General features: G+C 44.2%; 13 protein-coding genes. 7 read left to right on the forward strand and 6 right to left on the reverse strand.

Annotated elements, in window-relative coordinates:
* Positions 1–47: 47 nt before the first annotated feature.
* A protein-coding gene (locus ACUJFK_RS03225) for an IS3 family transposase (protein ID WP_445426066.1) occupies positions 48–1,603 on the reverse strand; the annotation gives its coding sequence in 2 pieces (ribosomal slippage) (positions 48–1,120 and positions 1,120–1,603; 1,557 coding nt in all).
* Positions 1,604–1,984: 381 nt separating this feature from the next.
* On the opposite strand from ACUJFK_RS03225, the gene ACUJFK_RS03230 reads away from it, so the two are divergent.
* The 5 genes from ACUJFK_RS03230 (at position 1,985) to istB (ending at position 8,546) form a co-directional block, all read left to right on the forward strand.
* Positions 1,985–2,530, forward strand: coding sequence for a hypothetical protein (locus ACUJFK_RS03230; protein ID WP_226752237.1), 546 nt, complete (start codon positions 1,985–1,987; stop codon positions 2,528–2,530).
* A gap of 1,490 nt (positions 2,531–4,020) precedes the next feature.
* Positions 4,021–4,788 carry a PEP-CTERM sorting domain-containing protein gene (locus ACUJFK_RS03235; RefSeq protein ID WP_445426067.1) on the forward strand — a complete coding sequence of 256 codons (768 nt, stop codon included), beginning with the start codon at positions 4,021–4,023 and terminating at the stop codon, positions 4,786–4,788.
* A gap of 604 nt (positions 4,789–5,392) precedes the next feature.
* Positions 5,393–5,725 carry a hypothetical protein gene (locus ACUJFK_RS03240; RefSeq protein ID WP_226752187.1) on the forward strand — a complete coding sequence of 111 codons (333 nt, stop codon included), beginning with the start codon at positions 5,393–5,395 and terminating at the stop codon, positions 5,723–5,725.
* Between the two features lie 482 nt (positions 5,726–6,207).
* Positions 6,208–7,770, forward strand: coding sequence for an IS21 family transposase (gene istA / locus ACUJFK_RS03245; RefSeq protein WP_445426068.1), 1,563 nt, complete (start codon positions 6,208–6,210; stop codon positions 7,768–7,770).
* Positions 7,771–7,790: 20 nt separating this feature from the next.
* Positions 7,791–8,546: an IS21-like element helper ATPase IstB gene (gene istB, locus ACUJFK_RS03250; protein ID WP_445426069.1), complete on the forward strand. Its 756-nt coding sequence runs from the start codon at positions 7,791–7,793 to the stop codon at positions 8,544–8,546.
* Between the two features lie 401 nt (positions 8,547–8,947).
* Here the strand turns inward: istB and ACUJFK_RS03255 are convergent, their stop codons facing one another.
* The 3 genes from ACUJFK_RS03255 to ACUJFK_RS03265 all read right to left on the reverse strand — a co-directional run bounded on the left by ACUJFK_RS03255 (position 8,948) and on the right by ACUJFK_RS03265 (position 11,700).
* Complete coding sequence (locus ACUJFK_RS03255) at positions 8,948–9,172, reverse strand: helix-turn-helix transcriptional regulator (protein WP_226752186.1); 225 nt, start codon at positions 9,170–9,172, stop codon at positions 8,948–8,950.
* Positions 9,165–9,620 carry a hypothetical protein gene (locus ACUJFK_RS03260; protein ID WP_226752185.1) on the reverse strand — a complete coding sequence of 152 codons (456 nt, stop codon included), beginning with the start codon at positions 9,618–9,620 and terminating at the stop codon, positions 9,165–9,167. Before ACUJFK_RS03260 ends, ACUJFK_RS03255 begins: the two co-directional genes overlap by 8 nt.
* A 637-nt stretch (positions 9,621–10,257) precedes the next feature.
* Positions 10,258–11,700, reverse strand: a complete 1,443-nt coding sequence (locus tag ACUJFK_RS03265) for an IS1182 family transposase (protein WP_445425745.1) — start codon at positions 11,698–11,700, stop codon at positions 10,258–10,260.
* 262 nt (positions 11,701–11,962) lie between these two features.
* Between ACUJFK_RS03265 and ACUJFK_RS03270 the strand changes: the two genes are divergently transcribed.
* Entirely contained in the window at positions 11,963–12,157 is a 195-nt protein-coding gene (locus ACUJFK_RS03270) for a hypothetical protein (protein WP_445426070.1), read from the forward strand.
* 2 nt (positions 12,158–12,159) lie between these two features.
* Here ACUJFK_RS03270 and ACUJFK_RS03275 read toward each other — a convergent pair whose 3' ends face one another.
* Both ACUJFK_RS03275 and ACUJFK_RS03280 read right to left on the reverse strand, forming a co-directional pair.
* Positions 12,160–12,774, reverse strand: coding sequence for a hypothetical protein (locus tag ACUJFK_RS03275; RefSeq protein ID WP_445426071.1), 615 nt, complete (start codon positions 12,772–12,774; stop codon positions 12,160–12,162).
* A 28-nt stretch (positions 12,775–12,802) separates the two neighbouring features.
* Entirely contained in the window at positions 12,803–13,024 is a 222-nt protein-coding gene (locus tag ACUJFK_RS03280) for a helix-turn-helix domain-containing protein (RefSeq protein WP_226752183.1), read from the reverse strand.
* Between the two features lie 231 nt (positions 13,025–13,255).
* Between ACUJFK_RS03280 and ACUJFK_RS03285 the strand changes: the two genes are divergently transcribed.
* Positions 13,256–13,564 carry a hypothetical protein gene (locus ACUJFK_RS03285; RefSeq protein ID WP_445426072.1) on the forward strand — a complete coding sequence of 103 codons (309 nt, stop codon included), beginning with the start codon at positions 13,256–13,258 and terminating at the stop codon, positions 13,562–13,564.
* Position 13,565: the final 1 nt, after the last annotated feature.

Genomic DNA, 13,565 nt, shown 5'->3' on the forward strand with positions numbered 1-13,565 from the left:
TCTTGGGGTATCGGAGTTTTTCAAGGTAGTTGTCCGATTTTCCCGTTTTATGCTGCTGCCTGAACTGGCACGATTTCCCGCTCAGGATTCAGACTTACTGGCCCTATAGGGCTCCAGTTTCTTGTTGCTCTGCCAGCCCATCGCTGTGGGTAATCTGACTTTGCTTGTTCATATACCGCTTTACGCTTTTCCAGCAGAGCCGTATCTTGGTGCTGATGCCGCTGCGCCGGTGTCACGAACCTGATACCACTATGGCGATGCTCATTATTGTAGAAGCGTGTAAATTCTAACATCCACTCTCTGGCACTACCTACGGTTGCAAAGCCGCCGGTTGGCCACTGCGGACAATATTTCACCGTCTTGAACAACGACTCCACATACGGATTATCATTGCTCACTCTGGGCCGGCTGAATGAGGAGGTTACACCCCATTCTTGCAATTTTACCCTGAGCGTACTGCCTTTCATCGGACTGCCGTTATCTGAGTGCAGTACCAGTGGTTTAAACAGGCACTGCTCACGGAGTAATGCACGCTGTACCAACTCACTGGCCAGTTGACTGCATTCCTTGTCGTGCACTTCCCAAGCCACCAGTTTTCGGCTGTAAATATCGATGATCGCGTATAAATACCAGTATAAACCGCGTATGCCTGAGGGCATATAGCTGATGTCCCAACACCACACCTGATTGGGTGCTGACGCACTGTAACTGGTGGGCATTGGCCGCTTCTGAGGTGCTTTGCTTTTGCCACGATGGTGCTGTTGGTTTGCCGTTTTTAATACCCGATACATCGTCGATTCCGACGCCAGATAAACACCTTTATCTGCCAACCTCGGCACAATTTGCGATGGCGGTAAGCTGGCATACTCTTCGTCATTACAGGTGGCCAGTATCTGCTCGCGCTCGGTTTCACTAAGCTTGTTCTTCGGCTCTTGCCTGATGGCTACTGGCCGTTTATCTTCAAGCACCACACCTTGCTCATCCCGCCAGCGGCGCAGTGAACGCAACGGTATCTCAAGCTCCTGTGCAGCCTTATCACGCCTGGCACCGGCTAACACGGCTTCATCAAACCAGACCAGGTTTAAGCTGCGTTCACTAACCGACGTTAACTGTCCTCGTCCTCCTCGCCGTAGTACGCTCTGAGCTTTTTTCGCAGCACCAGCAACGCTGCCGCCTCCGCTAAGGCTTTTTCTTTACGGTTAAGCTCGCGCTCTAACGTTTTAATGCGCTTTTTATCTTCTCTAGACTGCTTTTTCTCAGCAGCCTTGCGCTGAGCTTCGCTCATATTGCCCATCACACAGGCACTGCGCCACTCTTTAACCTGCTCAACCAACAAGCCTTTTTCACGGCAATACTGGCTTAACTCAGCCTCTGATAGCGGGGCAGTTTCAATCACCACCGCCAATTTTGCTTCTCCTGACCAATCATCAGGCTTTTGTCCACTTACCGGCACAGCATATCCTTGAGCTTTTAACTGATTACGCCAATTGTACAGCGTCTGCTCGCAAATGCCTTCCTCTCTTGCCAACTGCGCTACTGAGCGACTGACTGGCGGTAATAACTTCTTTAAGATCGCTTCTTTTCTTTCTGGGGATATAGCCATTTCAACCTGCTAACCACCCGCCGTCTGACGCTAACTATTGTGAAAAAAAGACCGGACAACTATCCTGACACGGCGGGGTATTCGTTAGAAAAATTAGAATACGTCAAGGTTATAGAAACATGGCCATACGGAATACTTTTTTTCATTTGCCTGATCTCAGGTATATATATGCGCTCAAATTCGAGTTTACGATTTCGCGGAGATATTCAAACAATATCGCTTGGGAAAAGTAGCTTATGACATATAACAAGTTACTTAATTTCGTTCCGGCCATAAAATGCATGGCCTCCACGGGACTGCCTACGCTGCGCTGCGGCAGCCCATTAGTAATGCGTTAAGCCTCTAGGCGCACATATGAAGTACGTTTTAGGAATCCTAATAATGATTTGGAGTATTTTTTCTTCCGCAAAAGACTATCCAGAAGTGGTTGTCGGTGAGGAAGAGGGTTTTGTTGATCTGACGTTTACAATTTCAAACTCCAAGAAGTTCGAATCTGGTGCACATGAAGTTGTAGTTAAAGGCAACCTAAAAGGCGATCAAGTTGGGTTTGCAATCGAGTTATTGCCTTCGTGGAACCCGAAAGCTATAGAAGGTACTGATGATGCTTTTTACTGGGGCGAAGCATTCTTTAAAAACACGGGGGCGGATTCAGACTCTTTTATAAGAGCGCTGGCTCTTCTATACGGCGCAACTGTAACTGATGCATCTGTCCCAAATAAAGTGTATGCCCAAGTAGTTGGGCTAGGCTGTAACCCCGGGCAGCTTGAGGTGTCAGCCTGCAAGATGAAGTTCTTCTTCAGTCCCGATGGCGATGAAGGTTTGTATTCTGAGGTTTTCATTAACATTGATCTTGCAGCTAAAAAGCTAGAGTTCAATGAAAAGGACAATGATTACCGTGCAGCTTTGTTACGTTCGTTATTGCAATAAAGGCTTAACAAGCGGCTGCACCGGACATATTTCCGCTGTCACCTTTTTTGCGTGGCAAAAAAGTCGCCATCCAAAATCTGCTCGGTGAGCCGAGCGTTCTGCTAACGCCTAAAAGCGGACTTTAAAGCCTTAAAGTTGAAATGTCTGCAATTGGCACTTTGTGACGATTCAAATAACAACCAAGCACTGGATTAATCCTTGAGCTTGTGATGAATATGATCATACTCTTCGATTATTTTTGCCTAGGCATTAAACTTTTCACCTTCAGGCGTGTTTTGGCTCAGCTTCCATCAGTTGCTCATTTGCTTCTAAAGCAGCTTCATATTCGTGTTCGTTTTTTATAAGTGGGTTCATTTTCATCTTGTTACCGTAAACAACAACCGAATAGTTACCTAATGTTACTAAGTGGCACCGTCTGGCACCCGCAATTACTCAGCAGCTTCAAGGCTTACCGCACGCGTTAAATTTCCAGCAGTTGAGATCTGCTCGTCAATTAATGTCTGATCGCTATGTTTTGTCATACTGATTTGCAGCTAGTGAGTGTGCATGGAGGAATATTGAGTTTACGTTTTACTGGTAAGCTTTATTGATTGATTCATCGCTTACGGGCAAACTATATTGTCTTGTTTTACCCTTACGGGCAAACTTTATTGTCATTACACAAAGTGACACTTTTCATCGTAGCGCTTAACTGATTTTGACATGCGATAGCGCGTTAAGTACTGTTATTTAATTGTTTGTTGCGGTTCGGTTATCTATAGCATAACCACCCAGTGGTAAGTGCTTAGCGAAGCTGTCACCTTGCTGTGAGTTTCTAGCCAAGCTTTCACCTTGCGGTGAGAGACTTTCTTTTGTATCGCCAAAAGAAAGTCTCGCAAAAAAAAGGCGACCCACGTTGCGGCGAAAGCCCGTTCAATTTTGCCCGCCCAAGGCGACGAGGTAACTCGCTCGGCGCTACCGCACCTCGCTCAAACACCCCTCGTCTTAAAACCTTGGTCGTGCAAACTTGCTCGGCTTGCAACGTAATGGGTTTAAAAGCATAGCAGTGTTAGCAAAATTAATGTTTAGCGTCTGATCCCAAAAGACGTAGTCCATCAAGCTTGCTAGCCAAGCTTTCACCTTGCGGTGAGAGACTTTCTTTTGTATCGCCAAAAGAAAGTCTCGCAAAGAAAAAGGCGACCCACGTTGCGGCGAAAGCCCGTTCAATTTTGCCCGCCCAAGGCGACGAGGTAACTCGCTCGGCGCTACCGCACCTCGCTCAAACACCCCTCGTCTTAAAACCTTGGTCGTGCAAACTTGCTCGGCTTGCAACGTAATGGGGTTTAAAAGCAAAGCAGTGTTAGCAAAATGAATGTTTAGCGTCTGATCCCAAAAGACGTTGAGCATACTTGAGAAAGAGTAAATGCTAAAAACGAGCTAAATTGAAAAAATCAGTGATTTTAATAATCACATAACACAACATAAGTGTCATAAATATTTACACTTCATATATGTTAAAAGTAAAAAATCTTTATAAAACAATGGCTAAGCTTGCTGGCTCGATTTTTGCTATGCTTGGGTTTCGCGCGTTAATTAATAACTCTAGGATAAAAAAGGAAATGAAAAAAGTTATTTATTTGTTAGCTTGTTTATTTGCAAGTGGAGCTAATGCAGGTTTAATTACGACGTTTACTGATCGCGTCGCCTTTGATTCATCTGTTGGGGGTACTGTATTAGAGGATTTCACTGATACAAGTCACTTTCCTATTCCAGGAGGAAGCTTAAACTCTTTATCAAGTTTTGGTGGTTTATCTGCAGGCGATATCAAGGCGGGTGCAACATACTCTACTCCTGTTGGCCCTGGTAACTATTTTAATATAGATGCTGGTGGTGGTTTTGCAGGTGGTTTTCTTGATGGTATGTTTCCAAGCAGCAGAAGATTAACAATAACTTACAGTCCACTTATTTCTGCATTTGGCTTTGATACAAATAATTTAATGCCTAGCTTTGACATTGTAATAAACTTTTTATCTGGCTCGAGTTATAACGCTAATTTCACTGGCATTTCATCCATGTCATTTTTTGGCTTTCAAAGCAATGCCGCAGATATTCAGTCAGTTGTCATAAGTGGTAATCAAGGGCAATTTGCTTTTGCAATAGACAATCATGCATTTGGTGGATCAGCTATCCCTAGCTCCGTTTCTGTTCCTGAACCTTCATCTTTATTTATATTTTGTTTAGCGTTGGCAGGTATTACCCTCAAAAGAAAAAAATTCTGATTTTTAAATTTTTTTGGATATAAGCCTAGTTTTTTAGGCTTATGTTCCTCTATAAAATTAAAATCTCACTTTTAAAATGAAACAGTTAATTGATATTAATCTGTAATGTAACTCGCTCGGCGCTACCGCCCCTCACTCAAACACCCCTCGTCTTAAAACCTTGGTCGCGCAAACTTGCTCGGCTTGCAACGTAATGGGATTTAACAGCACAGCAGTGTTAGCAAAATCTGCATCATTTATACAACAGTGGTAAGTGTTTAGCCAAGGTTTCACCTTGCGGTGAGATACTTTCTTTTGCGTCGCCAAAAGAAAGTATCGCAAAGAAAAGGCGACCCACGTTGCGGCGAAAACGTAATGGGTTTAAAAGCATAGCAGTGTTAGCAAAATGAATGTTTAGCGTTTCAACCCAAATGAAGTTAAACATACTTGTATAAAAGCGAATGCTAAAAACGAGCTAGATCGAAAAATCAGGGGGAAGAGCCTTACCTGAGTTCGCAGAAACTTGTAAGTGCTTATAATATTTAGTGCCTAAACTAAAATGAATACAATCAGATGCTACTTTAACCGTAAAGCTTTTCGTTCGTGTTATGCAGGGAATTGAATTATGAAAAAAATTATGGAAAAAATTGCTTTAGAGCACATCATTTTAATGATGGCATTTTTTATTTTTTTCGGTGTTTGGGCTATCGCGTTAATGCCGATTATTCTGATGTGGCATGATATTAAAAAATACAGAACTGTCGTTATTTTTATCGTTGTCGTTTGCCTAGGCTATACGTTCGGTAAAACACTAGCGGAAAAGCATAATGAAACATACAAAGCCGAAATGAGTAGCCATAGTTTTCTAGCTAAACACTTGAAGGTCTTTTGTTCGTTATACGATAAACAGCCGGTCTCAATTCTTCAGGCTAAAAAAACGCCAACACAACCTGCCTAAGACGTTCAATGTTTAGTGTATGAATGCTTAGTCTCTGACTCTTAAGATTGTTGGGGTTGAGTAATGCTTTGGAATACTGAGCTGTCATTGAGGTTTGGAACAGACATCATCTGCAATTGTCGTAAACAAGCTATTCAGCTAAGCGAATACCGCTCTGGCTTTTTATTCCCCACGTTGCGGCTAAAGGCCGTTCAATTTTGCCCGCCCAAGGCGACGAGGTAACTCGCTTGGCGCTACCGCCCCTCACTCAAACACCCCTCGTCTTAAAACCTTGGTCGTGCATATTTTCACGCATGGCGATCACCCAATAACATTCAAGCCGATCAGTTAATAACATCCATGCCGATCACACAATAACATCTCATACCGATCACTTTTTGCCATTCATGGTAAAGTGCGATCGGCATCAATGTTATTACGTGACTTTTTTCTCCCGCTTCGTTAAACCCGTACTTTCTATCTGTTACTGCTGAGGAAAGTACATGTCTGCGAGGCCCATTTCTGTGAGAAAACTAAAAGAAATTCTGCGTTACAAATATCAGGGCAAGCTGACGCATCGTCAGATTGCCCTTAGCCTCACTATCTCAGCGAGCACTGTCTCTTACTATGTCAATCGAGCGGCACAACTGGGTATAACTAACTGGCCACTGGCTGATATATGGGATGATGTGACGCTTGAGCGTGCTTTCCTCAAAACGATTGTGGTGCATAAAACCCAGCATAAAGCGCTACCTAACTGGGCGGGAGTCTATCAAGAACTCAAAACCCCAGGCCGTAAAGGCGTTACTTTAGAGCTGCTGTGGCAGGAGTATGCAGAGCGCAACCCAGAACAGCACTACAGCTACAATCACTTCTGCCGTCTTTATAAAGAGTGGGCGGCAGTACTACAACCTTCTATGCGGCAAACCCATCTGGCGGGTGAAAAACTCTTTGTTGATTACTGCGGCCAAACCATGCCAATAGTTGACCCTGATACCGGTGAAATTACCTGTCGTGCGCAGATCTTCGTTGCGGTGTTGGGCGCGTCCAATTACACCTTCGCCGAAGCCACCCGTTCACAGCAGTTGGAAGACTGGATCATGAGCCATAAACGAGCCTTTGAGTTCTTCGGTGGCGTACCACAGCTGGTGGTACCCGATTGCTTAAAAAGTGCAGTCAGCGTGGCTCGCAATACTGATCCGGATCTCAACCCCACCTATCAAATGCTGGCAGCGCACTTCGGTACCGCCATCATGCCCGCCAGACCACGTAAGCCTAAAGATAAATCCAAGGCCGAAGTCGGCGTGCAGGTGGTCACGCGCTGGATCCTTGCGGTATTACGTCATGAGATCTTCCACAGTCTGGCACATTTGAATCAGCGTATCGCTGAGTTGCTTATAAAGCTCAATAAAAAACCCTTCCAAAAGTTACCTGGTTGCCGGGCATCCCTGTTTAATGAGCTAGATGCACCAGCTTTACAACCGTTACCCCGCTTTGCATACGAGTACACCAAAATCCAACGGGTACTGGCAGGTAAGGATTACCATGTTGATATCGAAAAGCATTATTACTCAGTGCCTTACGCCTTGGTTGGTAAGCGACTGGAAGCGCAGGTCAGGGCACAAACCATCGTGATTTACCATCATGGGCAAGTGGTTGCAGAGCATCCGCGCAGCCACCGTAAAGGGCAACATACCTGTGACATGGCACATATGCCCGATCACCATAAAGTGATGCTGGAATGGTCACCGGAGCGGCTCTTGAAATGGGCAGCCTCGATCGGGATTTACACACAGCAGTGGGTGCAGGATACATTGGCACACGCGGCACATCCTGCATTAGCGGTGCGCCCCTGCTTAAGTTTACTAGGGCAGAGCGAAATCTATAGCAAAGTACGATTGGAAGCGGCCTGTCTTCGCGGTCACCTAACCGGCGCTAACCGCTTACACAACATCAGGGCGATCCTGAAAAACGGCCTGGAACATGAACCGGTGCAAACTGTGAAACATGATCCTCTTAAAACGCTGGTGCACGACAATGTGCGCGGTGAAAGCTACTTCCACTGACAGAATACATGAGAAACGCTATGGAATTACGAATTGAAGAACAACTCAGCCTGCTGTATTTAAGCGGCGTTAAGCAAGCCTTGGCAAAACAACAAGAGCAAACAATGCTCTATCAAGACATGAGCTTCGAAGAGCGCCTGCAACTGTTACTCAGCCATGAATTAGTGCAGCGCGAGCAGCGCAAAATTAGCCGGTTAGAGAAGCAAGCCGCGTTCCGTTTAGGTGCACATGTTGAACAGATAGACTATCGCGCAAACCGGGGCTTTAACGCATCACAGATAAGGGATTTACTGCAGGGCAACTGGCTTAAACATCAACAAAATCTGTTGTTAACTGGCGCAGCAGGATGCGGTAAGAGCTATCTGGCGTGTGCACTGGGGCGTTACTTTATCCGTCAGGGAATGGCGGTGCGCTATTACCGGTTAAAGACCTTATTAGAAGATATGAGGTTGTCACAAGCGGATGGCAGTTATCCAAGGTTACTGAACCAACTCAGTCAAGTCGCTATCTTGATCTTGGATGACTGGGGAATGGAAGTGCTGGATGCGACAGAGCGAAGTAATTTACTGGAAGTGATAGACATGCGACATGGCAAGTTATCAACGGTGGTTTCAAGCCAATTACCGGTAGATAAATGGTATGTCATGATCGGAGAAGCCACCTTCGCCGAAGCGATCTTAGACAGACTGATCCATAGAGCGATAAGGCTGCCGTTAACGGGTGAATCGATGCGTAAACAGCAGTCCAACTTGACGCATGCCGATCAAAAAGAGTAAAAGAATGTTGTAGTAAGCGCGGGAAGAAAAAACCTGATCGGCATGATGTTATTGAGCGATCGGAATGATGTTATTAGCCAGGTCGTGCAAACTTGCTCGGCTTGCAACGTAATGGGATTTAAAAGCAAAGCTGTGTTAGCAAAATTAATGCTAGTGACTGATCCCACAGACTCTCGGTATCTGACCCCCGAAGCTACTTTTTCTTAGCTTTCAGGCTCTGCAGGTCGGTGATTGAGCCTTCGTTGATCTCAGCAGCTAAACCGATAGACTCGTTCAGGGTTGCACTCTCGGTATCTGACCTCGAAGCTTATCGATACTCAGCAATCCGTTACCGCCCCATGTCGAGTGAAGATTCGGTAAAGGATTTTCTATAGCACTGTGATGCTCGTTACCTATTTGATTTAAATTGATTTGTTAGAAGGTTCTTCTAGTCTGAAAATGGATTCAACCGGCGTATTAAAATACTCTGCAATGCACAGAGCAATCTGAACAGAAGGCGTGAACCTGCCTGTTTCAATGGTACTAATTGTTTTTCGAGATACGCCAATAGCAGCTGCTAGCTTTTGTTGAGAAATACCCTTTTCAGCGCGATGCACAACAATGTTATTTGAAACTATTCTACTCATTGTCCTTTCTCAACCCTACAGCTATCGTAATTCCGTAAGCGACAGCGCTTATTCCCAAAAAACATGTAATTAAATCTTCACGTGAGAGAGGAACAAAATTATAAACACCTAACACCCCCGGTATAAATGCTAAGATTACGGCAATATAACCGACTTTATACGCTTTGAGGCTTACCATATTCAAAAATTCATCTTCAAATGTACCTCTCCATGCTTGCTTCGAAAATGAAAAATTTCCCTGTAGTTTCCATGATGCTAATAAATAAATTACGGTAAACATTATTCCTGAAGCAATGACAATGATGAGCCCCAAAACGCCTCCATTCACAAGCCCTAAAAGATTTACTGATGTCACAGATAAAATTAAAATCCCAGCTAGTAAATGAATGTATCCATGCCACTTAAGATATTCGTATTCTAATTCAGCAGTAGTTTTTAGAGCTTGCATAACAGCTTTCCTTGTCTTTTCTGGTAGCAATTTATTTGAAACTTATCCGACTGTTATAACCTTAAGGTTATCATCTGAAACCTTAAGGTTACTACTTGACATCTTAAGGTATCAATCTTTTTTTACTAAAGTAGACTTGTAGAGATTAATCTAGCTCAAAATTCCATAGAAACGAGATTGTAAGAACAGGTTAATCAATGAAATGAATCCTGTCTTAAAGGACTTATATTCAGTCTTGTTAGACTCAATTTATTTGATTTGCCAAGCTGTTAGGTCATTGCCTTCGCAAGCATGACTTGATGTAGATGTCGCGAACAGCGGCTATTGGATTAGCTTGCCAATCAAGTCATTGGGTTAGAACAATAATGCCTTTAAAATAGGGTGCTCAGAGGTAACGTACTGAAACTGCCCATAGCACCAATTGAGATGAATGTTGGTGAACGTCTGCAAATGGGACAGGCTGTGTAAAAACTCAAAATTTCTGCTTTGCCACCAAGTTATTCCATAGCAGCAATAGAATTTCGCTCAACTTGGCTAACTAAAGTTTAATTTTGTTCTATGGGGATTTGGCTTTGACTAAATCGACATACCCAAGTGGTCTTTGTGACTGACAATGGCTTATACGCAATAATATTCACTATTCATAAAGCTCCTTTAGCTTAATTTTCAATCCCTCAACGCCCCAAATCGATATCATCCGTTTCAGGTTATATGCCAGTATGTGTAAGCTGATTTCAGTGCTTACATTGGTAAATCGTCGCATCAAGAAGTGAGTCGCACCCATCCACATTTTGATCGTTCCAAACGGGTGCTCCACGGTTTGCTTTCGTATCGTAGCTGATTGTGGTGCAGCATCTAACTTAGCCTGCATGTTTTCCATTTCAGATTCATGCACCCAACGACGGATCCGCCTAGCTGCACTTTTTGACGTGGTGCATTTGGCGCGCTGGCTGCAATCCCTACAAGCAATACAATTAAAGTACATTTGCAATTCTAAGCCATCTTCAACGGTGGTAAACCGATTCTGAAGCTCGTTACCCGCAGGACAAATGTAGATGTCTTTTTCCTGGTTATATTTAAACAGTGCGAGGTTATAAAGCCCTTTGCGGTCAGCTCCAGAGGTATCACCTTTTGGAACTAAGGCTACGGCTCCTAAGTCCTGAGCCGCTTTAATATCACTCCGGCTGTAATACCCTTTGTCGGCAAGAACAGTAATATCAGTCTTACCCACTGCCTCTTGCGCTAATTTGGTCACAGTCGTTAGCTGGCCACGGTCAGGGATATTGGTTACCTCGTGAGCAACAATCAGATGATGCTTTGCATCTACTGCTGTCTGTACGTTATAGCTAACTTGGCGGTTAACATTGTTTATTTTCATCAGCCGAGAATCAGGATCTGTTAATGACAGCTGTTTATCAGGATGTTGCTCTACGGCTTGCTGCACTTGCTTTAACTCTTCTAAACGCTTTTGAAGCCATGCCAACTTTGTTGCTGTTAATTCTGAGTTAGCTTCAAGCTCTGCCTTTTTATCGGCATCATCGAGCTTATCCAGATATAAGCTGATGCTTTGCTCAATTCTTTCGATGTGGCCTTTAACCTTGCTCGGAGTGTAGTTATTCGATTTGCTATTTACCGCTTTAAATTTACTACCGTCAATGGCAACAATCACATCAGTGAACATTTGCATTTGCTTGCATAGGTCAATGAAAGCACGGCAAGCATTCTTAATACCTTTACCGTTATTTTTTCTGAAATCAGCGATGGTTTTAAAGTCAGGGGTTAATCGCTCAAGCAGCCACATCAATTCAACATTTCGATGCGCTTCTTTTTCTAATCTGCGGGAAGACTGGATACGATTCAGATATCCATAAATATACAGTTTAAGCATGGTGGCCGGGTGATACCCAGGCCGCCCAGTCTGTTTTGGATTAATATTTTCGAAGCCGAGAGAAGCAAGTTGCAGACCATCAACAAAGATGTCGATTACTCGGACAGGGTTATTTTCAATAACAAAATCATCCAGTGCCTCAGGAAACAATGTTACTTGATGTCTGCCTGAGCCTTTTATATGGTGGGTCATATCAGCACACTTACTATTGCTTCGTATGCTATTAATTTTAGTAAACAAGCAGTTGGCTTGGGGCGTTTTATTAAGAATAATTGATCATAAAAACCTGCTACTTAGACCAAAAGGTGATCAGCAGTTTTCACACAGCCTGGGGACAAACAAGCTATTCAACTAAACGAATACCACTCTGGCTTTTATTCCCCTTAGAGCGAGCCGACTGAACATCGTTGGCCAAGGTTTTAAGAAAACGGGTGTTTGAGTGCGGCGACGAAGCATGGCGCGAGTTACGTTTTCGCCTTGGACAACGCATGAGCAGTTGGGCTTTCGAGCGGAAGTGGGGTCGCATTTTCTTTGGATACTTTCTTTTGGCGACGCAAAAGAAAGTATCTTGCCAACGGCGAAAAGGGTCATTGCCACTACTTTGCAATATCACCATGCCGCCGTGGCTCGGCTTTCGCCAGTGGCGTAAAATTATACGACCTCAAGCATCTGCGGTGGCAACAGAAAGTAAAAGGCCAGTAATAACAACGCCACTGGAAAAACAAAGATATTGGCAGGACTGAAAATGATCGATAGTTGGAACAAACAGCATGCCAGCAGGATCACCGCGAAGTACTTTAAAACACTTGGCGCGCCGGTGCGATTTCGCAGTAACACAATACTGAGTATAAAGCCGACTAACGCATAGGCAAATAATAACCCTAGCGCCACCACTACGGTAAACTCACCAAGGGTGTTGATTGCCTGCTCAGACAGCGAGTTGCCGGTGAAGGTGAGTGCGATATCAACCAGCACTGTGGCGTGGAATAAGGTAACCAGCAGCGCCAGTATCAGCAATAAAATGGCTGCACTGCTAGAGGTTAGGCGTTCAGCAAAACTGCGCCGTAAGCTCAGGTAGATATACACTTCTAAAGCGCCAATCAATACAAAGGCCAGATCGGACCAACTTAGGCTAAGTAAGTCTGCTCGATACACTTCAGCAAAATTCTCCGAGCCAATATGAAAGGCGTATAGCCAATAGATAGGAAAGGCTACGGCGAGCAGTAACGCCGCAATACCGGGTGCAACAAATTCGTGCTTTAACATAGTAACTCCTGTTTACAATTAACCGCGCTTACTCCGTGTCAGTATCATTGTTTATATATTGCAAAATATCGCCAGGCTGACAACTCAGCGCCTGACAAATGGCCGCCAGCGTACTAAAGCGGATGGCTTTTACCTTTCCTGTTTTTAGCAGCGACAGATTTGTCATAGACACACCCACCTGCTGCGATAACTCAGTAAGAGACATCTTCTTTTTAGCCAGTTCGATATCGAGATTAATTTGTATATTCATAGTACAAACTTTAGCCTGTTGATTTGCGTATATCAATAAATATTTTACGATAAACGTAAATTTATAGTTTTTATCGGATTATGTGCAGCCACAAAGCTCAGAATTGTGAGTTGTCTTTGCGGTCTGATGCACTTTGTGCAAAGATCGCGATCTTAACCTGTTGTAAGATGCAATAGGCATGGCGCAGCGGCTGAATCGCGGCTCAATATACAGAAAGGATTAGGTTTAACCATGAAAAAGCTGTCGAGTGTGCAAAAGAAACAACAAGCGTTAGTCATGGACGTCGTCACTACGCTGGAACAGCAAGCCATACAGCAATTAGCCGGTGTGCAACAATGTTGGTTTAGCATGGAATATAACGTGTTCCCCAGCTCGCTATTAGTGCGTTTGCAATTTGTAGAGCAGGCGGCGTTAGATGCGGCGCAGGCAGTGTTATTGCCGTGGCAAAAAAAGCTCAGTGGCTTATTGTTGAAAAAGGGCGTAGTGCTTAAAGATATGCGCAAACATTTGGTGTTTACGTTAAGCGGGCCAGAGAGTTAGG

The sequence above is a fragment of the Alishewanella sp. HL-SH06 genome (assembly GCF_052656265.1).